The organism is Camelimonas sp. ID_303_24 (assembly GCF_053543495.1).
The window spans coordinates 1-21,759 of sequence record NZ_JBLLJM010000004.1 but is presented as its reverse complement, the minus strand read 5'-3'; the positions used below and the strand labels follow the sequence as shown (position 1 = coordinate 21,759).

Sequence of the window (21,759 nt, the reverse complement as noted above, 5' to 3'; positions counted from 1 at the left end):
AGGCATGTCGTCGAAGCGGATGTAGCGTCGCGCGCCAGTGCGTCGGCCCAGGACGATAGAGCAATATTCCGGCGCAGGGCGACCGAATTTTTCCCGGTGGCTTTCCCGGGCCCCGCGCGATCGCCAGGGCAGGCAGAACCCGCCAGGGCAGGCAGAACCCGCCGGAGCAGGCAGGCCCGGCGGGACGCGCCCGCCGGAACGGCGTCACGCCGCGTCCATCAGCAGCACGACCTTGATGCATTCGCCCGCGTGCTGGGCGGCGATGGCTTCATTGATCTGTGTGAACGGCCAGGTGCGGATCATGCGGTCGAAAGGCAGTTCGCCCCTGCGATAGTGCTCCAGCAGCTCCGGCAGGAAAACGCCAGGGTCGCTGTCGCCCTCGATGATGCCGCGAATGGTGAAGCCAAAGGTCATCACCGTGTTGATGTCGCCAGGCAATGGCGTCCCGGGCGCGGCGACGCCGACGATGCCAAGCGTGCCCTTGGGGGCCAGCGAGGCGAGGGCCGCCGCGTGCAGGGCGGCAATGCCCGTGGTGTCGAAGGCGTAGTTGACGCCTTCCGGCGCGATGGCCCGCACCGCGGCCGCGAGATCAGGCGTCACGGCGGGGTCAATCACGTGGGTCGCGCCGAACTCCAGCGCCAGCTTGCGCCGCGCCGCGTGCGGCTCCACCACGATGATCGTGGCGCAGTTGCGGATTTTCGCGCCCATGACGGCGCTGAGGCCGACCGGCCCGCCGCCGGTGATCAGCAGCGCCGAGCCAGGCTCGCAGGCCATGGAACGCATCACCGCCCCGGCGCCGGTCTGCACGCCGCAGCCGAGCGGCCCCATCAGTTCCAGCGGCAAGTCGTCGGGGATCTTCACCAGATTGCGCTCATAGGTGAGCGCATGGGTGGCGAAGGAGGACTGGCCGAAGAAATTGCTGCCGACGGCCCCGCCGTCGTCCGCGCGGAAAGCCCGGGTGCCGTCGGTGCGCATGCCGGCGTAATTGAGCTGGGGCATGGTGAGGCAATAGGCGGCGTCGCCGCAGCCGCAGCGCACACAGTCGCCGCAGGAGCGGAAGGTGATGGCGACCCGGTCGCCCGGCGCGAATTTGCGGATATTGGCGCCGACCTTCTCGACGACGCCAGAGCCCTCATGCCCGAACACGGCGGGCGCCGGGATGGCGCCGGCCTCGCGAAACACCAGGTCGGTGTGGCAGACGCCGACGCCGACGATGCGCACCAGCACCTCGTCGTCGCGCGGATCGTCCAGCTCAAGGGTCTGTAATTCAAATGGTTGTCCGGCGCCGACGGCGACCGCAGCCTGAACCTTCATGATGAACTTTCGGCAAACGGAACACCCTCCGCCCGGCGCAGGGCGTCAGGGCGGAGATGCTCCACGGCAGGGCGGCGCGGCAGGCCGCGCCGGATGCTGCTTCAGGCGTTACGCGGCGGGCGCCGACGCATCGCGCTCCCATACGATCGGCAGCGTCTTCAGCCCGCAAACGAACGTGCTCTCGGAAATGCGCTGTTCGCCATTGCGCCGGACGGAGGCCACATGCGGCAGCAGCTCTTCATAGAGAATGCGCATTTCCATGCGGGCGAGGTGCTGGCCAAGGCAGACATGGCCGCCGCCGCCGAAGGAGATCTGGCGGTTCGGCGTGCGATCCAGGCGGAACTCATAGGGCGTCTCGAAGACGTCCTCGTCACGGTTGGCCGATTCGTAGCAGAGCATCAGCCAGTCGCCTTTGGCGATCTTGCGGCCGCGCAGTTCGGTGTCTTCGCTGGCCGAGCGCATGAAGGTCTTCACCGGCGCGGCCCAGCGGATGGCCTCGTCAATGAAGGGGCCGATTTTCGACGGGTCAGCCTTCAGCGTGCGCAGCAGCTCCGGATTGTCCGCCAGCGCCGCCATGGCGGTGGCGGTGGTGGTGGAGGTGGTGTCGTGGCCGGCGGTGGCGACGATGGTGTAATAGCCGGCGGCCTCGCGCTCGGAGATCGGTTCGCCGTCGACAATGGCGGTGGCGATCACCGTGGCGAGGTCGTCCTGCGGCTCCTTGCGGCGGGCTTCGCTGATCGCGCCAAAATAGCTGGCGAAATCATCCAGCACCATCTTCAGCATCATCGCCAGCTGCTGGGGCGTCATTTCGCCCATGACGCGCGTCTGTTCGGGGTCGCGGGCGCCAAACAGCTCCTGGGTCAGCTTCAGCATGCGCGGCTCGTCCTGCTCCGGCACGCCGAGAATGCTCATGATGACATGCAGCGGATAGCCGAGCGCCACGTCCTTGACGAAGTCACACTCACCGTTGGTGTCGAGGAACTTCTGCACGTTCTTGCGGGCGATGCCGCGAATCGCCGCCTCAAGCTTCTTGACGTTCTGCGGCATGAACCAGCCCTGGGTCAGGGCGCGATACTTGGGGTGGTCCGGCGCGTCCATCTGCACCAGCGAGCGCACCAGATGGGGCGAGCCGCCGGTGATTTCCCGCGCCCGTTCATCCGTGGCCTTGTCGGTGAGGGTGGTCGGCTTCTCGCCGCTGAGGAACAGCTTGTTGTTGCGGGAGATGGCCGCAAGATCTTCGTGCTTGGTGACGACCCAGAACGGGTCGAAGCCCTCAAGCCGGGCGACGCCAAGCGGGTTGTTGGCGCGCAGCCAGCGGTGCGCTTCCGTGGTTTCGCCGTTGGCGTAACTGCGCGGCGTAACCAGGGTCCGCGCCAGATTTTCAGGAATATCGATATCCAGAGCGGGCGATGTCGCCGCCGTTGTCTGCTGCGTCATGTGCGTCCTCCCGGGCTTGTGAATCTGTCCGGATTTTTGCCAATCCGGTACGCGCCGCGCATGGCGGCCATGGTGATCTTTGCCCTGGGACGCAGGATATACGGTACACGTGTTCCGTGTCACTTGTTTTTATTTGATCCAGTTCGGGTTTTTCACTGGCTGCCGCGACAGGCTGGCTTGCCGGCGCTGACAGAAAACCGGCGGGCTCCGACCATGCCGGCTGGCAGGGGCTGGCCCATGATGCGCACCGGCAACTGGCAGGCTTCGCTGGCGACCAGGTAGCTGTCGGGACCGACGCGCGCGATGCTGTCGATGGGCGCGACGCCGAAGGCCGCGATCACCGCCGGATCCTCAAGAATGGCGCGCAGTTCGGCCAGCCGCTGGTAGTTTGGCGCCAGCGCCGCGCGCGCCTCCGCCAGGCCGGCCAGGCTGGCGGGCAGCAGGAATGCCAAAATGAGATATGCCCGTCTCATGCCGCAATTTTCCTTCAGGTGATGTCTCGCGCGGGCGCCGGATATCCGGCGAATGCCCGCGCCGGTTGCAACGCCGCCCGCCGGGACGTGCGTCCATGCAAATGGCGTCAGGGACGCGCCACAACTATATTAACCTTATGGAGAGGCGCGCATTGGAAGATTCGTCTGTCGCGCGCCCGGATTTTCAGAACGTGACCATTGGCCGGCAGATGCGCCCGCAGGGGCGCTGGCTGGCGGCAAAGCATACCGGAGCTGCGCGCTGCGGCAGGACTGGGACATGGTGATGAAATTCAGTGACGCCGGCGCGCGGCGTGATGAACAGCTTGTCAGGCGCCCCGCGGCGACTGCGGATAAACTGCCGGTTCTCATCATTCTGCATCAGGAAGGCTCGACGCCGGGGCGCGTCGGCCGCCTGCTTGCGGAGCGCGGCCATCCGCTGGACATCCGGCGCCCGCGTCTCGGCGACCGTCTGCCGGAGACCCTGGCGTTGCACGCCGGGGTGGTGATCTTCGGCGGGCCGATGAGCGCCAACGACGGGGACGACTGGTTGCGGGCGGAAACCGAGTTCATTGGCGTGGCGCTGAAGGAGGAAAAGCCGTTCCTCGGGCTGTGCCTCGGCGCCCAGATGCTGTGTCGCCATCTTGGCGGCAATGTCTGCGCCCATGCGGACGGCCGGGCCGAGATTGGCTATTATCCCATCCGCCCGACCAGCGCCGGTCTTGATTTCGCCGATGACCTCGGCGCGCCATGGCCCACCCACGTCTATCACTGGCATCGGGAGGGGTTCGATACGCCGCGCGGCGCCGTGGCGCTGGCCGAGGGCGACGATTTTCCCGTGCAGGCCATCCGTTACGGCGATGCGGCGTTCGGCTTCCAGTTCCACCCGGAAGTGACGCACGCCATGGTGTATCGCTGGACCACCCTGGCCGCCGCCCGCATGAATGTGCCAGGCGCCCAGGCGGCGCCGCTGCACCACCGCGGCCGCTTCATGTATGATCCGGCGGTGCGGTTGTGGCTGGGCATGTTCCTTGACCGCTGGCTCGAAGGCGGACGCGGCGCGCAGGCGCGCTGGAGCGGGGCGCCGGCCCATCCCGTCGGCGACGATCCGGGCGCGCATCCGGCGGCGCCGCATCATGGCGACCGGGCGCTGGCGGACGCTGAAGGCGCGCCGCATTTCGCCGGGCCGGAGTTGCCGCGCATCATTCGCCGCGTCCGCTGATCCGGGCCGCCGTCTCCGGCGGGCGGGGTGATGACGTAGCGTCATGTCCTGGTCGCCGATATGGACGCCTGTCCATGCTTTGGCGAACATTGCTGCTCCAGGGCAAGCCATGTAACGTGCCCCCAATCAAACGATTGTTCGGGAGAAGGGCATACCATGGCCGGCAAGAAAGCCGTGAGGATTGGCGGCGCGGGCGGATTTCTGGGCGACTCGTCAGTCGCCGCGCCACAACTGATCGCCGGCGGCGACCTCGATTATCTGGTGCTGGACTATCTGGCCGAGGCCACCATGTCGGTGCTGGGCCGCGTGCGCCGGAAGAAGCCGGACGAAGGCTACGCCCGCGATTTTACCGACTGGGTGTGGAAGGACAATCTCGCCGCCATCCGCGAAAAACGCGTGCGCATCGTCACCAACGCCGGCGGCGTCAATCCGCACGCCTGCCGGGCGCGCATGGAAAAAATCGCCGCTGACGCCGGGTTTTCCTTCAAAATCGCGGTGGTCGAGGGCGAGGATCTCATCGGCCGCCTGCCGGAATTCGCCGGCAAGACCGAGATGTTCAAGGGCGACGCCTTCCCCGCCGCCGACGCCGTGCTCAGCGCCAACGCCTATCTGGGCGGTTTCCCGATCGCCCGCGCCCTGGCCGAGGGCGCCGATGTGGTGATCACCGGTCGCGTCGTCGATTCCGCCCTGACTCTTGGCCCGCTGATCCACGAGTTCGCCTGGAAAGACACGGACTATGACCAGCTCGCCGCTGGCTCGCTGGCCGGTCACGTCATTGAATGCGGCGCCCAGGCGACCGGCGGCCTCTTCACCGACTGGGAAGACGTGCCGGACTGGGCCCACATTGGCTATCCGGTGATCGAATGCCACGCCGACGGCAGCTTCGTCGTCACCAAGCCGCCGGGCACCGGCGGGCTGGTGTCGCCGGCCGCCGTGGCCGAGCAGATCCTCTACGAGGTCGGCGATCCCCAGGCCTACGCCCTGCCGGACGTGGTGTGCGACTTCTCCGCCGTCACGGTGACATCCGTGGGCGAAAACCGCGTGCTGGTCGACAACACGCGCGGCTATGCGCCTTCCGGCTGCTACAAGGTGTCGGTGACGTGGACCGACGGCTGGCGCTGCATCGCCGCCAGCCCGGTGGTCGGCCGCGACGCGGCGCGCAAGGCGCAGCGTCAGGCCGAGGCCGTGCTGACCCGCCTTGATGAAATGCTGCGCCAGCGCAATCTCGGCCCGTTCCGCGCCACGCGCGTGGAAATTCTCGGGGCCGAGGCCAGCTATGGCGCCCAGGGGCGTGATCTGGGCGTGCGTGAAGTCGTCGCCCGCATCGGCGTCGAGCATGACGACCGCCGCGCCATGGATCTGTTCCTGCGTGAGTTTGATGCGCCGACGACCTCGATGTCGGTGGGCACCACCGGCTGGTTCGGCGGCCGTCCGGCGATTTCGCCGGTGGCGCGCGTGTTCTCCTTCCTGATCCCGCGCGGCGAGGTCACTCCGGTGATCTCGCTGGGCGACCAGCGCATCGCCGTGCAGGAAGGCGCCTCCGCCCAACCGTTTGATCCGGCCCGCCTGGTGCGGCCGCAGATCGGCGAGGCGGTGCTGCCGGCCAATGACGACGAGGTCGAGGTCGCGCTGGTTGACATCGCCTGGGCTCGTTCCGGCGACAAGGGCGACGCCTTCAACGTCGGCGTCATTGCGCGTGATCCGGCGCTGCTCCCGGTGATCCGCCGGGCGCTGACCCAGGAGGCGCTGCTGAAGTTCTTCGCCCATGAGTTCGAGGGCGCGGCCAATCCGGAAGTGCGGACCTACGAACTGCCGGGCCTCAACGCCATGAACTTCCATCTGATGGACGCGCTTGGCGGCGGCCAGTTCGCCAGCCTGCGCATGGATCCGCTGGCCAAGGGCAAGGCGCAGCAACTGCTGGACATGCCGGTGAAGGTTCCGGCCAGCTTGCTGCGGCGTTAAAGCGCTTTCCGATCGGACGGCGCCGTCCGATCGACCGGAATTCGCTCAAAATAAGGGGCGTGGGAGCCTTTTCCGGTCCACTTTGCCTGGAGCAGGCTCCTGGACCTGTTCTGAAACGCAGCGGCGCCGTCTGGTCAGGGCGACGCCGTTGCGCAATGCTGCAAATTATAAAAAACAGTGGCATTCCTTCTCCGGACCGCTTCCCGGCCAGGATCTGGCCGGTGCGGGCGCGCGCCAGGCAGGGAAAACGGGGCAGGCGCCGGTCCATGGTGACGGCAGGCTGCTCCAATGGGAGAAACGTCATGAGCGAGCCGGCAGGTAACGCCGCGCATCAGTCCGCCGCCGGCTGGATGGCGGAAGCGAAACGGCGCGGCCTGTTCCGCGTTGGCCTTCCTGCGCCATGGGGCGATGGCGGCGGCTATGCTGACATCGCCGCGACATCACGGGCGCTGACGCTGGAATCGGGCGACCCCGCCATTGGCATGGCCTATGCGGTGCGTCAGGTCGCCAGCCGGGCGTTCATCGGCGAGCACGGCTCGCCGGCGCAGAAGCAGCGCTGGTTGCCGGCCCTGGCCTCGGGCGACATCATTGCCCTGTCGCTGGCCATCTCCGAGCCGGACGCGGGCGCCCGTCCGAAGCTGCTGAAGACCCGCGCTGAAAAGGCGCCTGGCGGTTGGCGGCTGAATGGCCGCAAGGCCTGGGTGACCAATGCGCCGGTCGCCGGGCTGATCATCGTCATTGCCATTGTCGAGGAGGTTGAAGGGCGCAAGCGCTTCGGCGCCTTCCTGACGCCGCGCGACGCCGAGGGGCTGGACATCCAGGCCGGCGAGGACGCGGGCAAGCATGGCAAGCACTGCCCGGTTGTGCTCGACAATGTCTTCCTGTCAGATGACGCGTTGCTGCCGGTTGACGGCGACGCCTTCACCCGGCTGGCGCTGCCATTCCGCACGCTGGAGGATTCGGTCGGTCTGAGCGCCCAGGCGGCGGCGTTCGAACTGCTGCTGGCGAAGGCGGCGGCGGCGGCTCCGGCGGAAGCTGACGGGGAGATTGGCGCCCTGGCGGGTTTCGCAGCGCTGATGAAGTTGGGCGCGGAAACCGCCGCCCGCGCTCTTGATGATGGTCCGGGGCGCGAGCACCACGACATCGCCACGCTGGTGGGCGTCAAGAACCTGAACGCGCTGGCGCTGGAGCGGCTGGCGGCCCTGCCGGGCGGCGGGGCTGACAGCGCGGACGCGCAGCGGCTGTTCAAATGGTTCGCTTTGATGGCCACCGTGGCCCGTCACGCCCGGGGCGTCTATCAGGCGCGCCTGGCGGAGCGGGTTCGCGCCGGCGCGGCCTGAACACGATGGGCATGTATGGTCGCCGGCCATCTTCCTGGATGGGCTCCAGCAAAGATTCTCCCCGAAGCTGCCCCCGCATCGCGCAGACCCGGATCAGGGCGGGATGCAATAACGCCGCATCGCATCTTCGCTCCAAAACATTATTGTCGCATGATTTTTCGCAAATAAGCGGTGTCCGCTTGTTCGCATCATGCCCTTGAGAGGCCAGATCACTTCCATGACCACCGCCATTCATCAGAACGGGTCCGCCGGCGACCAGGCCAGGGACGGCCTGCGCGCGGCGAATGACGCGGCGCGCACGCCGGCCGACAGCGTCGCCAACATCCATCGCCTGCTGGGCGCGCAGGGCTATATTTCCTCGGAAGCCATCGCCACGGCGCTCTTCATCGCCCAGAGCCTTGAAAAGCCCATGCTGGTGGAAGGCCCCCCGGGCGTCGGCAAGACCGAGCTGGCCAAGGCGGTGAGCGCCATCACCGGCAAACCGCTGATCCGTTTGCAGTGCTATGAGGGCCTCGATGAGGCCAAGGCGCTGTACGAGTGGAAATATTCCAAGCAGCTGCTCTACACCCAGGTTCTGAAGGACAAGCTGGCCGACGTGCTCTCCGGCGCCGAGGGGTTGAAGGCCTCGGTGGCGCGGCTGCACGAGTTCGACGACACCTTCTTCTCGGAGGAGTTCCTGGAGCCGCGCCCGCTGCTGAAGGCCCTGTGGGAGCCGGAAGGCGCGGTGTTGCTCATCGACGAAATCGACAAGGCGGACGACGAGTTCGAGGCCTTTTTGCTGGAGCTGCTGTCGGACTACCAGATTTCGATCCCGGAGCTTGGCACCATCAAGGCGCGCCAGAAGCCGATCGTCTTCCTCACCTCCAACAACACCCGCGATCTCAGCGACGCCCTGAAGCGCCGCTGCCTGCACCTGCACATTCCGTTCCCGGACCAGGCGCTGGAGCGGGCGATCATCCGTTCGCGGGTGCCGGACGCCGAGGAGACCCTGCGGACGCAGCTGGTCGCCTTCGTCCAGTCGCTGCGCGAGATGGACCTGAAGAAGGTGCCCGCCATCAGCGAGACCATCGACTGGGCCCGCACCCTGGTGCTGCTGCACGCCCGCGAACTCGACCGCACGCTGGTGGAGAACACCCTCAACGTGCTGCTGAAGTTCCAGGACGATATTGAACGGGTCGGCGAGAAGCTGAACGATCTGGTCGGCAAGGCCAGATCGAACCTGCGCTAAAAGAGGAACAGGAGTGGGCGGCGCGGGCTCCAGGCCCGCGCGCCGCTGCTCCGGAGGAAAGCCATGACCCAGGTTCTCGGCGAATTCATCAAGGCCTTGCGCGAGGCCGACGTGCGCATTTCACCGTCCGAGGTGATCGACGCGGAGGCCGTGCTCGGGCTGATGGGCTATGAGGACCGCATGCTGCTCGCGCATGGGCTCTCCCAGGCGCTGGCCAAATCGGATGCCGACAAGGAGGCGTTCTGGGACGTCTTCGACAGGTTCTTTGCCTTTGCGCCATTCACGCCGCCCGAGCCCGCCAACAGCGCCGCCGGCAATTGCGACGCCGAAGAGGCGGAGCGTGAAGACCAGGCCGATGGCGATGACGAGGAGGCTGGCGTCACCGGCATGGCGTCTTCCGGCGGTTCCGGCCAGGGCTCCGGCAAGGCGACTGGCAAGGGCGAGGGCAAGCCTGGCGACAAGGCGGGCGGCGACCAGAACGCCCAGATGCTCGGGCCGGGCGGCGAAAGCCTGACCATGGCCGAGGAGCTGGCGCAGTTGCTGGAAGGCGGCGACAGCGCCAGCCTGGCGCTGCGGCTGGCCGAGGCGGCGCAACAGGCCGGGCTTTCCGACATCCGGTTTTTCACCCAGCGCGGCATGTATCAGTGGCGCATCCTGCAATTGATGGGCAGCGAGGAGCTGGGGCGCTGGATCGACCAGGCGGAAGGCGGCTCCAACGCGGCCGCCGCCGCCCGCGCCACGCGGTTGCGCGGCCTGCGCGCCGGTCTGCACGAGCAGGTGCGGGAGTATGTGGAAACCCAGATGCAGCTGTTCGCCGGCAATGAGGGCAGGCGGCTGCGCGAGGACATGCTGGCCAGCCAGCGCATCGGCCTGATCGAACGCTCCGACATGCAGATAATGCAGGGGCTGGTGCGCAAGATGGCCAAGCGGCTGGTGTCGCTGCACTCGCGTCGTCGCACCAGGGCGCGGCGCGGAACCCTCGACGCCCGGCGCACCATCCGCGCCAACATCCAGTTCGAGGGCGTGCCGTTCCATACCATCTGGAAGCGCACGAAGGTTGACCGGCCCAAGGTGATGCTGATCTGCGACGTCTCGGGCTCGGTTGCCCAGGTGTCGCGTTTCCTGCTGCTGTTCCTGCACTCCCTGCACGAGGTGCTGCCAGAGGTGCGCTCCTTCGCTTTCTCCAGCAATCTGGGTGAGGTGACGGAGCTGTTCGACAATTATCCGCCGGACGTCGCCATGGGCCGCACGTTGCAACGCTTTGGCGGCTCCACCGACTATGGCCACGCCTTCCGCGATTTCGAGCAGCTGGCGCTGGACGATGTGGACCGGCGCACCACGGTGATCATCCTCGGCGACGCGCGCAACAACAACGGCGATCCGCGCGCTGAAATCCTGCAGACCATTCAGCAGCGGGCGAAACGGGTGCTGTTTCTCAACCCCGAACACCGCAGCCGCTGGGGCAGCGGCGACAGCGTCATGCCGATCTATGCCACCTACTGCAACCGCGCCATCAGCTGCGGTTCGCTGAAGGATCTGGAGCGGGTGGTCACCGACCTGCTGCGCACGGCGGCCTGAGGGGCGAGCTGGGGTCTCCCCGGTGCGTCAGCGCGCTTGTTCGCGCCCGGGTTCCGGTTTAAACCGGCCGCAGGTTTCTGTTGCAGGTGAGAGGGCTTATGCGCGCTATTCTCGACGTCCTCATGGTCGTTCTTGAGATTTACACCTGGCTCATCATCGCCTCGGCGATCCTGAGCTGGCTGGTCGCCTTCAATGTCATGAATGTCCGCAATGATTTCGTGCGCGGAATCTGGACATTCCTGGAGCGCGTCACCGAGCCGGCGCTGCGGCCGATCCGCAACATCCTGCCCAATCTGGGCGGGGTCGACGTGTCGCCGGTGATCCTGCTGCTGATCATCTTCTTCCTGCAGCGCGTCATCGTGCTCTACCTGTATCCGGCGGTGATCTGACCATCGGCGCGGACGGTGGGCGCCCGCGACGGCCGGGCAGATGATGGCGGGTGAAGAGCTGCCGTGGCGCATCGAGGCCGGCGCCCTGCGCCTGATGGTGCGCCTGACGCCGCGCGGCGGTCGCGACGCCCTTGAAGGCGTGGAGATACGCGACGATGGCCGGCCGGTGCTGAAGGCGCGGGTGCGCGCCGCGCCGGAAAACGGCCAGGCCAATGCCGCCCTGGTCAGGCTCCTGGCAAAAAGCCTCGACATTTCAGCGTCTCAGGTGGCCGTGACGGGCGGCCATACGGCCCGGGTCAAGACATTGACGATCGCGGCCGGCGTTGCTGGCCCCGAGGAGCTGGCGGCCAGGCTGGCGCGGCTGGCCGGCGGCGGCTGACCTGATGTGATCGCCGCGGCGCGGATTTCAGACGCAGATGCCGTGACATAAATTCCTGACACAAATTCCTGGCGCGATACGGTATTCATCGCGCCGGAAAATGTTATAGAGCGGGCAGGAAATTCATGACCGGAACGGAACCGGCGGGGCGGCGGCCCCGACCGGCTATTGGCATTCCGGCGCCGGAATAGCTGGATCAGCGTCTTGCTGTCCTTTGGAGACCGACATCCATGAGCGCCACGATCATTGACGGCAAAAGCTTCGCTGAAGGCCTGCGCGGCCGGATCGCCACTGCGGTGGAGGCCATGAAGGCGAAGGGCGTGCATCCCGGTCTCGCCGTTGTGCTGGTTGGCAATGATCCGGCCAGTGAGGTTTACGTGGGCTCCAAGGCGCGCCAGACCGTCGAGGTCGGCATGCGGTCCTTTGAACACCGGCTGCCGGCGGACGTGTCGCAGCAGGAGCTGGAGGCGTTGGTGGCGCGCCTCAACGCCGATCCGGAGGTCGACGGCATTCTGGTGCAGCTGCCGCTGCCGGCCGGGCTCGACGCGGAGCCGGTGATCGCCGCCATCCACCCGGACAAGGACGTGGACGGTCTGACCCACGCCAACGCCGGCCGTCTCGCCAATGGCGCGGTTGGCCTGGTGCCGTGCACGCCGCTGGGGTCGATGATGCTGATCCGCTCGGTGCTGCCGGATCTCTCGGGCAAGGAAGCCGTGGTGGTTGGCCGCTCCAACCTGGTCGGCAAGCCGATTGCCCAGCTGTTGCTGGCCGCCAACGCCACCGTCACCGTCGCCCATTCGCGCACTCACGATCTGCCGGCGGTCTGCCGCCGCGCCGACGTGCTGGTTGCCGCTGTTGGCCGCCCGGAGATGATCCGCGGCGACTACATCAAGCCAGGCGCCGTGGTCATCGACGTCGGCATCAACCGCATTCCGGCCCCGGAGCGCGGCGAGGGCAAGACCCGCCTCGTCGGCGACGTGGCCTTCCAGGAGGCAAAGGAAATCGCTGGCGCCATCACGCCGGTTCCCGGCGGCGTCGGGCCGATGACCATCGCCTGCCTGCTGGCCAATACCCTGACGGCGGCCAGCCTGCGCCGCGGCCTTACCCCGCCCACATTCTGACCGTAGTAAACCGCCATGACCGTCCTGATCGATCTCAACTCTCCCGCAAAACGCCAGGCTGCGCCGCCTGCTGCGCCGCAGCCTGACGCCGCCGCCACGGCTGGCGCGGCTGCGCCCGTCCGGCGTTCGCTGGCTGGCCTGTCGCGGGATGGGCTGCGCGCGGCGCTGGCGGAGATTGGCGTTCCGGACAGGGAGCTGCGCATGCGCGCGGCCCAGCTGTTCAACTGGATCTACGTGCGCGGCGCTGCCAGTTTCGATGAGATGACCACCATCTCGAAGGTTCTGCGCGCGGCGCTGGCGGAGCACTACACCATTGACCGGCCGGAAGTGATTTCCGAGCAGATCTCGGTCGACGGCACCCGCAAATGGCTGATGCGCATGCCGCCGGCCGGGCCCCATGACAAGGGCGCGGAGATCGAGTGCGTCTACATCCCGGAGGCGGATCGCGGCACCCTGTGCGTGTCCAGCCAGGTGGGCTGCACGCTCACCTGCACCTTCTGCCACACCGGCACCCAGCGCCTGGTGCGCAACCTGACCGACGCGGAGATCGTTGGCCAGGTGATGGTGGCGCGCGACCGGCTGGGGGACTGGAGCGTTCCGGGTCCCAACAAGGTCTCGAAGGCCGTGCAGCACGATGACGATGCGGCCCCGGCGGGGCGGCTGGTCACCAATATCGTGCTGATGGGCATGGGCGAGCCGCTGTACAATTTCGACAACGTCAAGGCTGCCGTCGACACCATGAGCGATGGCGACGGCATCGGCCTTGGCAAGCGTCGCATTACTTTGTCGACGGCGGGCGTGGCGCCCATGATCGAGAAGGCGGGCGCAGAAATTGGTACGATGCTGGCCATCTCCCTGCACGCCACCACCAATGAGATCCGCGACGGCCTCGTGCCGCTCAACAAGAAGTACAAGATCGACGAAGTGCTGGAGGCGTGCCGCAACTATCCCGGCCTGTCGAACGCCAAACGCATCACCTTCGAATATGTGATGCTGAAGGGCGTCAACGACAGCCCGGCGCATGCGCGCGAACTGGTGCGCCTGCTCAAGGGCATTCCGGCCAAGATCAATCTCATTCCGTTCAACCCGTGGCCCGGTACGAAGTATGAGTGCTCGGACTGGGACACCATTGAGGCGTTCTCCGAAATCGTGTTTCGCGCCGGCTACGCCAGCCCGGTGCGCACGCCGCGCGGCCGCGATATTTTCGCTGCCTGCGGCCAGCTGAAGAGCGAGACGGAAAAGCTGCGCGCCCGCGCCCGGCTGATGCTGGAGAATGGCGGCGATCCGGCGGCGGAGGCCGCCTCCTGAGGCGGAAGCTTTTCGCAGGGGGCTGCTCTTCCTGGGGGAAGACGCCATATTCGGGTGATGGCGCGCCGTCGGCACAGGCCCTGGCGGCGGGTGTGGCCTGGAAACACGGGCCGGGTTTTCCGGGGCAGGGCCAGGTTCCCGGGCTGGCGCTTTGTCCGGTTTGAGACGGTTTTTCCGGAAAGGCGGCTTTTGCCTCGCCGGAATGATGCCCTGTTCATTTGAATTGGCGCGTTTCACGCGAAGCCTGTCCGCTTCGCCGGAAACATTCTGAAGGAGCCGCCATGGGCGTGATCGGTCGGGCTTTTCTCATCCTGTTCGCCCTGTGCTGCGCCTTCTCGGTCGGGGCGCTGACCCTAGGTTTCGCGGCGCTGGCCGAGCCGGCGTTCGGCCGCATGATCTCGCTCGCCGCCCGCTCGCTGATCGACTACGCTTTCAATTCGGCGTTTGCCTACGACGATCCGCGCGCCGCCTTTGACCTGCTGATGCGCATGTGGACGGTGCTGGCCATCGTGCTGGCCGGCCCGCCGACGCTGGTCGGCCTGATTGGCGAAATCGCCCGGATGCGCTCGTTCATCTGGTATTCCGGCGCGACGGGCCTGCTGACGGCGGTGCTGCCCTGGGTGGCGCGCACCGGCTATTCGGCTGACCCGCTGTCCGGCAACTGGGGCGAGGGCCGGGTGACCCTGGCGCTGTTCCTGTGCGGCGCCATGGCCGGACTGGCCTATTGGCTGGTGGCCGGTCGCAGCGCTGCCGGCGAGCCGGACCGGGGCGGCCGGGAGATGCTCCCTGGGGCCGGGAAACCGTCGGCGCCGTAAAGCGCTTTGCGACTGGAGAGAATGGTCTGGTCGATCAGAATGTGCCCGGAGCCGGGGGAATGCGTCAAACGCCCCGGCTCTGGGTGGCCAGTATCTTCAGGGCGAACAGGCCGAAAATTCCCGCGAACAGATAGTCCAGCGCCCGCAGCAGCCATGGCCGGGCGCGCACGCCGCGGACAATCGCCCCCGCAGCCAGCACCAGCGCCACCGACAGCGGCGCGGTGAGCGCGACGAACCAAACCCCGAGAAACGCCAGCTTGCCCATGGCGTGCGGGTCATGGGCGCTGACGAACTGCGGCAGGAAGGTCACGAAAAACAGCACCACCTTCGGATTGGTGAGATTGATGCCAAGGCCGGTGAGATATGACTGGAACAGCGGCGACGGCGTCCGCGTCGCATCAACCTTCAGCACCGAGCCGTGGCGAATGGCGCCGATGGCCAGCCACAGCAGATACAGGGCGCCGACGATCTTCAGCGCCAGGAAGGCCGTTGCCGAGGCCGCCAGCAGGGCCGAGACGCCGAACGCCGCCAGCAGGGTGTGGATGAGGCAGCCGCTTTCCGCCCCGGCCACGGCGGCAAGCGCCGGGCGGCGGCCCTCGCCGATGGTCTTGGCGAGAAACAGGCTCATATCCGGGCCGGGCGTGATGAACAGGATAATACAGGCAAGGGTATAGGATGCGAGGACGGGCAGGGCGGGTATGAAATTCATCGAAAAATTCGCCTGAAAATGCATCGGGCGCCCACAGGTTCTCCGCAATGCCGGGCGGGCCGGGTTGGCGGCGCGCTCACAGGAGTGTTGGGGGCGTCGCAAGCGGAGCCGTTTGGCGCTATTCTGGTGTAGTGCAATGTGTCGGCGTTGCAACCGGAGCTTTCCCGCTGCGACGGAGAAGCAACATCGCCAATTGTTCGAGGCCTGAGATTCCGTTCAACCGCATTCCATCCGGAATGCCCGCCAACCGGAGGCGCCTGTGGCCCTGTTTTCCCGCATTCGTATGGTTTTCGCTGCGCTCGTCATCGCCGCGCCGCTCGCTGGCTGCGGCCAGATCAACGCCGTGCCGACCTTTGAGCAGCAGGCCAAGGCCAAATGGTCCGAGGTCCAGAACCAGTACCAGCGCCGCGCCGACCTCATTCCCAATCTGGTGGCGACCGTGAAGGGCTACGCCACTCACGAGCAGGATACCCTCACCCAGGTTGTCGAGGCCCGGGCCAAAGCCACCCAGGTCAAGGTGGACGCCTCCACCATCACCGACCCCGAGAAGTTCAAGCAGTACAGCCAGGCCCAGTCGGAGCTCAGCGGCGCCCTCAGCCGGCTGCTGGTCAGCGTCGAGCGCTACCCGGACCTGAAGGCCAACCAGAACTTCCTCGCCCTGCAATCGCAGCTCGAAGGCACCGAAAATCGCATTTCGGTGGCGCGGCGCGACTACATTGAGGCCGTCCGGGTTTACAATACCGAGCTGACAACCATTCCGGGCGCTTGGGTTGCAAAGATTCTTTACCCATCGGCCAAGCCCATGGAGACCTTCGCCGCGGCGGACGGCGCGCAAAGCGCGCCGCAGGTCAAGTTCTGACGCGTTTCCGGGGCGGGCCTGGCTCGCGGGAAGGGCGCGATCCGTGTTGCGTTGATGCGGTTTCTTCACGCGGAGCAGCATCCGCTGCGCTGGAGAACGCCCTGAGGCAGCCGGTTCGGGCCGGACCCGATTTGCTCCAGGGACCCGCCCCCCGGCGCATGACCGGCGCTCCGCCGGAAATCTGACAACCGGAGACAGAACGCCATGGCGCTGACAGGCGTATCGACCGGGTTATGGCGACGCTTTACGTCGACCTTGGCTTTGTGGCCCCCGGCTTTGCTGGCTCTGGCGCCGCTGGTCGTGGGCGCCTTGCTGGCGATCACGATTGTCGCGACGCCGTCCGGCATGGCGGCGGCGCAGGAGCGGGCCGCGCCAGCGCCTCCGGCCCAGTCGCCGGGGAGCAACGCGCCGCCGCAGCCGGCGCCGGATGCGGGGCAGGCCGGGCCGCAGGATGGCCTGCCTGGCAAGACGCAGTTTCCGCGCCTGACCGGCCGGGTTGTCGATGCGGCGCATATTCTGGACGACGCCACGCGCGCCCGCATTGCAGAGAGGCTGGCGGCCTATGAAGCGAAAACCAGCGATCAGGTGGTGGTAGCCACGGTGCCCTCGCTGGATGGCCTGCCGATCGAGGACTACGCCAACCGCCTGTTCCGGCAATGGGGGCTGGGGACGCGCGAGAAAAACAACGGCGCGCTGCTCCTGGTGGCGCCGCGCGAACGCAAGGTGCGCATCGAGGCGGGCTATGGCGTGGAGGGCGGTCTGACCGACGCCATTTCCAGCGTCATCATCAACAGCGCCATCATCCCGAAATTCCGCCAGGGCGATTTTGCCGGCGGCGTCGAGGCCGGCGCCAACGCCATGGTCGACGTGCTCACTGGCGACGCCGAAACGTGGAGCCGGCGCGCCGAACAGCGTGCGGAGGACCAGGGCCCATCCATCATGGCCGTCATCTTTTATGTCATCCTGCTGCTGATCTTTATCCGCATCATGTCACGCATCGCGGGCGGCGGCGGTGGAGGAGGCAGCGGCATGCACCGCAGCCGCACCGGGCGCTGGGGCCCGGTGGTGTTGCCGCCCGTCGGCGGCGGCTGGGGCGGTGGTTTCGGCGGCGGCTTCGGTGGTGGCGGCGGCGGCTTTGGCGGCGGTGGTTTCAGCGGCGGCGGCGGCTCCTCGGGCGGCGGCGGCGCTTCAGGAAGCTGGTAGGCGACAGGCGCGGGTTATGTCTGAATGGACAGGCGCGCATCCTGCGTCCAACAGGAGCGCGGCTCATGCCCAGGGAGAACATGCGACATGCTGGATGAAGCCGGGCGAAAGCGGGTTGCCGCGGCCATAGCCGAGGCCGAGCGGCGCACGACAGGCGAGATCGTCTGCATCGTGGCGCGCGCCGCCAGCGAATACCGCAGTTGGGCCCTGTTTCTGGCGGCGGCGACCGGCTTCGCCACCCCTGGCGTGCTGCTGCTGCTGACCAGTTGGGGCGCCGGGCGCATCTGGCTGGCGCAGATCATTGTCACCCTGTTGCTGGGGGCGATCCTGGCCTGGCGTCCGGCGCGGCTGGCCCTGACGCCGGGCTTTCTGAAACGGGAGCGGGCGCGCGAGGCCGCCCATCGCCAGTTCGCGGCGCGCGGCCTGTCGGCAACACGCGGCCGCGCCGGCGTGCTGATTTTTCTCGCCGCCAGTGAACACTACGTGGAGGTGATCGCCGACGAAGGCGTGGCCTGCTGCGTGCAGGAGACGGCGTGGCGCGCGGCGGTGGATGATCTGGTCGGCGCTATCCAGACCGGTCGCGTTGACGATGGGCTGGTCGCAGTTGTCACCCGCATCGGCGCCATCCTCGCCCATCACCATCCGGCGCACCCTGACCGAAAGGAGAATGAATTGCCGGACCACGTCATCCTTTTGTGAGGCGGGCGCCCTGCGCAATGCGCCGCCCGGTTTCTCCCACTGGGGGTGTTTGGGGTACACAACCTCTGGATTGCGCCAAGCGCGATACTGTCACATAGTCCGTCCATGTTGCGCTTTTGCTGAACGGCTGATAAATAGATGTCTTCATCATCCAAGATCATTCCTGTCATCATGTGTGGCGGTGCGGGTTCGCGTCTCTGGCCTGTCTCCAGAGATTCCATGCCGAAGCAGTTTATTTCCCTGTTCGGCAAGGAATCTACTTTCCAGAGGACGATGCAGTTGCTTGGCGGCGCGGCGCTTTTTGAGCGACCCATTGTTATCACCAACGCCGAGTACCGCTTCACGGTTCAGGATCAACTTCTGGCAGCAGGCGTCAAAGCCGACATTGTCCTGGAGCCGGTGCGCCGCGATTCGGCCGCCGCTGTCGCCGCTGCAGTGGAGCTGGCGCTGGGCCGGGATCCGGAAGCTGTTGTCGGCGTGTTTGCCGCCGACCACGTGGTTCAGGATAGTCGGCGCTTCACCGAGGCCTGCGCCGCCGCCGCTATCGCCGCCGCTCCCGGGCGCATCGTGACCGTCGGCATCCCCCCGACAGGGCCGGCGACGGGTTATGGCTATATCCGGCCCGGCGCCGATGTTGGCGAGGGCGTGCGCCAGGTCGACGCCTTTGTCGAGAAGCCCGACGCCACGCGGGCCGCGCAATATCTGCTGGACGGTTACCTCTGGAATTCCGGCAATTTCATTTTCAAGGCGCGCACCATGCGCGACGAACTTGAGCAGTTCGCGCCGGAGGTTCTCGAACCTGTTGCCGCCGCCGTGGCTGGCGCAAGGCCAGATCTCGATTTCCTGCTACTGGACACGGCCCGGTTCTCCGCCGCCAAAGCCACGTCGATTGACTATGCGGTGATGGAACATACCGACAGGGCGGTGGTCATTGTCGGCGACTTCGGCTGGTCGGATGTCGGCGGCTGGTCGGCCGTGTGGGATCTGTCCGACAAGGACCAGGATGGCAACGCCATCCAGGGGCGCGGCTACGTGCTTCACGGCAAGGACAATTTGATCCGCTCGGAAGAGGGGCTTGTGGCGGTGATCGGCCTTGATGGCGTCGCCGTGATCTCAACCCGGGACGCAACCCTGGTGGTGCCGCGCGACCGGGCCGACAAGGTCAAGGACATGGTCGGGCTGATCACCCGTCAGGGCGAATCAGAAGCCGGGCAGCATCGCGAAATCCAGCGCCCCTGGGGCAAGTATCTGTCGATCGACATGGGCAGTCGCCATCAGGTCAAGCGCATCACGGTAAAGCCGGGCGGCATCCTGTCGTTGCAGAAGCACTATCATCGCGCCGAGCACTGGGTCGTGGTGCGCGGTACAGCGGAAGTGACCAGAAACAATGAGATCATTGTCGTTCATGAGAACGAATCAATTTATCTCCCAATCGGGACGGTGCACCGGATGGCGAACCCTGGTAAGATCCCGCTTGAACTGATTGAAGTGCAGGTTGGCTCTTATCTGGGTGAGGACGATATCGTCCGCATCGAGGACGTGTACCGGCGGACGTGAACGAAGCCCTGGGCGACACCTGGCGTCACCGCCAACGCTTGAAGAGAACTGGATGCATATGACGTCGCTGAAGTTCGGCACCTCCGGTCTCCGGGGGCTGGTTACGGAGCTGCTGGGTCTGCCGGCCTATGCCTGGACACGTGCTTTTTGCGAGGTCATGCGCGAGGACGGCGTCACCGGCGCTGTGATGGTTGGCCGGGATCTGCGCGCTTCCAGCCCAGAAATTGCGGCGCTGTGTATCCAGGCGATTGCCGACGCAGGTTTTTTGCCCGTGGATTGCGGCGCGGTTCCGACGCCGGCGCTGGCGCTGGCCGCAATGGCGGCTGGCGCGCCGGCGGTGATGGTAACCGGCAGCCATATACCGGAAGATCGCAACGGCCTGAAGTTCTACCGACCTGATGGCGAGATCACCAAGGATGATGAGGCGCGCATTTCTGGCTGGCGCGCGCGCCTTGCCATCATGGAGGCGCCGGCGGTCGCCGCCAGGGCAACTGCCCATGACGCCCTGACGCCTTATCTCAACCGTTACGCCGCTTTCTTCGGTCCGGATGCCCTGAAAGGCATGACCGTTGGCGTCTACCAGCATTCGTCGGTCGGCCGTGACGTTATGTGCGACGTGCTGCGCGCCGCTGGCGCCACGCCCGTTCCGCTGGGACGGGCATCCTCTTTCATTCCGGTCGACACGGAAGCGTTGCGCCCCGAGGACGATGCGCTTGCGCGTCAATGGGCCAGCGATCAGCAACTGGACGCCATCGTTTCGACCGATGGAGACGCCGACCGCCCTCTGGTCAGCGACGCCAGCGGGGCCTTCCTGCGCGGCGATCTGGTGGGTGCATTGACCGCCACGGCTATAGGCGCTGACGTTATCGTTACGCCGGTGACGTCGAACTCCGCCCTCGAAAAACAGGGTCAGTTCCGTCAGGTGGTGCGCACCAAAGTTGGAAGCCCTTACGTTATCGAGGGCATGGCTGAGAGCAAAGCCGCTGGCGCCGCGATCGTGGTTGGCTTTGAGGCCAATGGCGGCGTGCTGCTGGGGGGTGAGGTCCAGCGGGACGGCCGCAAGCTGCCGGCCCTGCCGACGCGTGACGCCATACTGCCCATACTCGCCTGCCTCGACCTCGCGGCCAGGCGGGGCCGCCCCCTGACAGAACTGGCGGAGGAGATGGGGTTCTGCTGCGCCCTGTCTGACCGGTTGCAGAATGTTCCCCAAGAGAAAACCGCCGCGCTGATTGCCCGGCTCGACGCGGATGATCCAACATTCCGCGATGCAGCTTTCGCCAGCCGTGGTGGCGTGGCGTCCCGGGACCGTCGCGACGGTCTGCGCATGACCCTCGGCGACGGTTCCACTCTGCACCTGCGCGCTTCTGGCAATGCACCAGAATTGAGGGTGTATGTGGAAGCTAAAATCGATGAGAATGCCGAATTATTGCTTAGAGAGTGGTTGAAACTAGCTGCTAATTTTCAAATTTCTGACTGAGATTGGTAATAAATCTGTCATATTTTGAATTTTATCTGTCAGAGGTGGTCCCTAAATTTCGGACCAGTCGTTAAGCTCGGCTCTCTGACGAAGGACGAGCGGTATGGCGAGACGCAAGCGCTATTCGGCAGAGTTCAAGGCAAAGGACGCATTGGAGGCGATCGGCAAGGAGTTGACGATGGCTGCGCTGGCCAAGAAGTACGACATCTATCCGGCGCGGCTGGAAACGAACAACAATCGAGAACATGGCCGGTGCATTTGGAGGTCGGCTCCTGCTGCGCCACAGATCTCCGGGAAAGAGGTTGAGAAGCTGCATGCGAAGATTGGTCAGCTCGTCATTGAGCGGGATTTTTTTTGTCGGCAGCCTCCAGTCTCATTCTCGGAGCTGGAGGCAAAAAGCGGCGAAGTAGGAGCATCCCGACCTGAGCATGCGTCGGTAATGCTGGCTTCAGTCACTGACGCGCTCCGGGCTTTATCACCATCCACGCGGTGCAAGCGCGGAGAGCCTCGCGCTCATGACGCTCATCGACCGGCAATTTCTCGAAACGCCGTGGTACGGGGCGCGTCAGATGACCCGTCATCCGCAACGACAGGGGCATCCGTACGGGCGTCACTGGATCCGTGGGCTGATGAGGCTGATGCGTATCGTTCCGATCTACTAGGTTGGAAACCCATACAATTGTCTGAATTTG

The 21,759-nt window shown here is 66.1% G+C and carries 20 protein-coding genes; 16 read left to right on the top strand and 4 right to left on the bottom strand.

Annotated features, from left to right (window positions below):
- Positions 1 to 204: 204 nt before the first annotated feature.
- From ACERNI_RS05080 to ACERNI_RS05070, 3 genes are all read right to left on the bottom strand, one after another.
- Positions 205 to 1,314 carry an NAD(P)-dependent alcohol dehydrogenase gene (locus ACERNI_RS05080; RefSeq protein ID WP_448832194.1) on the bottom strand — a complete coding sequence of 370 codons (1,110 nt, stop codon included), beginning with the start codon at positions 1,312 to 1,314 and terminating at the stop codon, positions 205 to 207.
- Positions 1,315 to 1,422: 108 nt separating this feature from the next.
- The gene (locus ACERNI_RS05075; protein ID WP_448832193.1) at positions 1,423 to 2,751 is read right to left on the bottom strand and encodes a cytochrome P450; all 1,329 of its coding nucleotides are present in this window, start codon (positions 2,749 to 2,751) and stop codon (positions 1,423 to 1,425) included.
- A 152-nt stretch (positions 2,752 to 2,903) separates the two neighbouring features.
- Entirely contained in the window at positions 2,904 to 3,224 is a 321-nt protein-coding gene (locus tag ACERNI_RS05070) for a hypothetical protein (protein WP_448832192.1), read from the bottom strand.
- A gap of 283 nt (positions 3,225 to 3,507) precedes the next feature.
- Here ACERNI_RS05070 and ACERNI_RS05065 point away from each other — a divergent pair, with 283 nt between their 5' ends.
- The 10 genes from ACERNI_RS05065 to ACERNI_RS05020 all read left to right on the top strand — a co-directional run bounded on the left by ACERNI_RS05065 (position 3,508) and on the right by ACERNI_RS05020 (position 14,563).
- Positions 3,508 to 4,443, top strand: a complete 936-nt coding sequence (locus ACERNI_RS05065) for a glutamine amidotransferase (RefSeq protein ID WP_448832191.1) — start codon at positions 3,508 to 3,510, stop codon at positions 4,441 to 4,443.
- Positions 4,444 to 4,599: 156 nt separating this feature from the next.
- Positions 4,600 to 6,405: an acyclic terpene utilization AtuA family protein gene (locus ACERNI_RS05060; RefSeq protein ID WP_448832190.1), complete on the top strand. Its 1,806-nt coding sequence runs from the start codon at positions 4,600 to 4,602 to the stop codon at positions 6,403 to 6,405.
- A 302-nt stretch (positions 6,406 to 6,707) separates the two neighbouring features.
- Positions 6,708 to 7,745, top strand: coding sequence for an acyl-CoA dehydrogenase family protein (locus ACERNI_RS05055; protein WP_448832189.1), 1,038 nt, complete (start codon positions 6,708 to 6,710; stop codon positions 7,743 to 7,745).
- Between the two features lie 217 nt (positions 7,746 to 7,962).
- Positions 7,963 to 8,973 (top strand): AAA family ATPase, encoded by a 1,011-nt coding sequence (locus tag ACERNI_RS05050; protein ID WP_448832188.1) that lies wholly within the window; start codon positions 7,963 to 7,965, stop codon positions 8,971 to 8,973.
- Positions 8,974 to 9,036: 63 nt separating this feature from the next.
- Positions 9,037 to 10,551 carry a VWA domain-containing protein gene (locus tag ACERNI_RS05045; RefSeq protein ID WP_448832187.1) on the top strand — a complete coding sequence of 505 codons (1,515 nt, stop codon included), beginning with the start codon at positions 9,037 to 9,039 and terminating at the stop codon, positions 10,549 to 10,551.
- A gap of 98 nt (positions 10,552 to 10,649) precedes the next feature.
- A complete protein-coding gene (locus tag ACERNI_RS05040; RefSeq protein WP_448832186.1) occupies positions 10,650 to 10,940 on the top strand; it encodes a YggT family protein in 291 nt (96 codons plus the stop codon).
- Between the two features lie 43 nt (positions 10,941 to 10,983).
- Positions 10,984 to 11,319 (top strand): DUF167 family protein, encoded by a 336-nt coding sequence (locus tag ACERNI_RS05035; RefSeq protein WP_448832315.1) that lies wholly within the window; start codon positions 10,984 to 10,986, stop codon positions 11,317 to 11,319.
- 230 nt (positions 11,320 to 11,549) lie between these two features.
- On the top strand, positions 11,550 to 12,440 hold the full coding sequence (folD, locus tag ACERNI_RS05030; RefSeq protein WP_448832185.1) for a bifunctional methylenetetrahydrofolate dehydrogenase/methenyltetrahydrofolate cyclohydrolase FolD: 891 nt from the start codon (positions 11,550 to 11,552) through the stop codon (positions 12,438 to 12,440).
- A 15-nt stretch (positions 12,441 to 12,455) separates the two neighbouring features.
- Positions 12,456 to 13,748, top strand: a complete 1,293-nt coding sequence (gene rlmN / locus ACERNI_RS05025; protein WP_448832184.1) for a 23S rRNA (adenine(2503)-C(2))-methyltransferase RlmN — start codon at positions 12,456 to 12,458, stop codon at positions 13,746 to 13,748.
- A 281-nt stretch (positions 13,749 to 14,029) separates the two neighbouring features.
- Positions 14,030 to 14,563, top strand: a complete 534-nt coding sequence (locus ACERNI_RS05020) for a hypothetical protein (protein ID WP_448832183.1) — start codon at positions 14,030 to 14,032, stop codon at positions 14,561 to 14,563.
- A gap of 64 nt (positions 14,564 to 14,627) precedes the next feature.
- Here the strand turns inward: ACERNI_RS05020 and ACERNI_RS05015 are convergent, their stop codons facing one another.
- Positions 14,628 to 15,272: a LysE family translocator gene (locus tag ACERNI_RS05015; RefSeq protein ID WP_448832182.1), complete on the bottom strand. Its 645-nt coding sequence runs from the start codon at positions 15,270 to 15,272 to the stop codon at positions 14,628 to 14,630.
- Between the two features lie 283 nt (positions 15,273 to 15,555).
- Here ACERNI_RS05015 and ACERNI_RS05010 point away from each other — a divergent pair, with 283 nt between their 5' ends.
- The 6 genes from ACERNI_RS05010 to ACERNI_RS04985 all read left to right on the top strand — a co-directional run bounded on the left by ACERNI_RS05010 (position 15,556) and on the right by ACERNI_RS04985 (position 21,729).
- A complete protein-coding gene (locus ACERNI_RS05010) occupies positions 15,556 to 16,131 on the top strand; it encodes a LemA family protein (protein ID WP_448832314.1) in 576 nt (191 codons plus the stop codon).
- Positions 16,132 to 16,335: 204 nt separating this feature from the next.
- Positions 16,336 to 17,334 (top strand): TPM domain-containing protein, encoded by a 999-nt coding sequence (locus ACERNI_RS05005; protein ID WP_448832181.1) that lies wholly within the window; start codon positions 16,336 to 16,338, stop codon positions 17,332 to 17,334.
- A gap of 87 nt (positions 17,335 to 17,421) precedes the next feature.
- A complete protein-coding gene (locus ACERNI_RS05000) occupies positions 17,422 to 18,033 on the top strand; it encodes a TPM domain-containing protein (protein ID WP_448832180.1) in 612 nt (203 codons plus the stop codon).
- Positions 18,034 to 18,171: 138 nt separating this feature from the next.
- Positions 18,172 to 19,590: a mannose-1-phosphate guanylyltransferase/mannose-6-phosphate isomerase gene (locus tag ACERNI_RS04995; protein WP_448832179.1), complete on the top strand. Its 1,419-nt coding sequence runs from the start codon at positions 18,172 to 18,174 to the stop codon at positions 19,588 to 19,590.
- Positions 19,591 to 19,642: 52 nt separating this feature from the next.
- On the top strand, positions 19,643 to 21,067 hold the full coding sequence (locus tag ACERNI_RS04990) for a phosphomannomutase (RefSeq protein WP_448832178.1): 1,425 nt from the start codon (positions 19,643 to 19,645) through the stop codon (positions 21,065 to 21,067).
- A gap of 515 nt (positions 21,068 to 21,582) precedes the next feature.
- Positions 21,583 to 21,729 carry an IS3 family transposase gene (locus ACERNI_RS04985; RefSeq protein ID WP_448832177.1) on the top strand — a complete coding sequence of 49 codons (147 nt, stop codon included), beginning with the start codon at positions 21,583 to 21,585 and terminating at the stop codon, positions 21,727 to 21,729.
- Positions 21,730 to 21,759 lie beyond the last annotated feature (30 nt).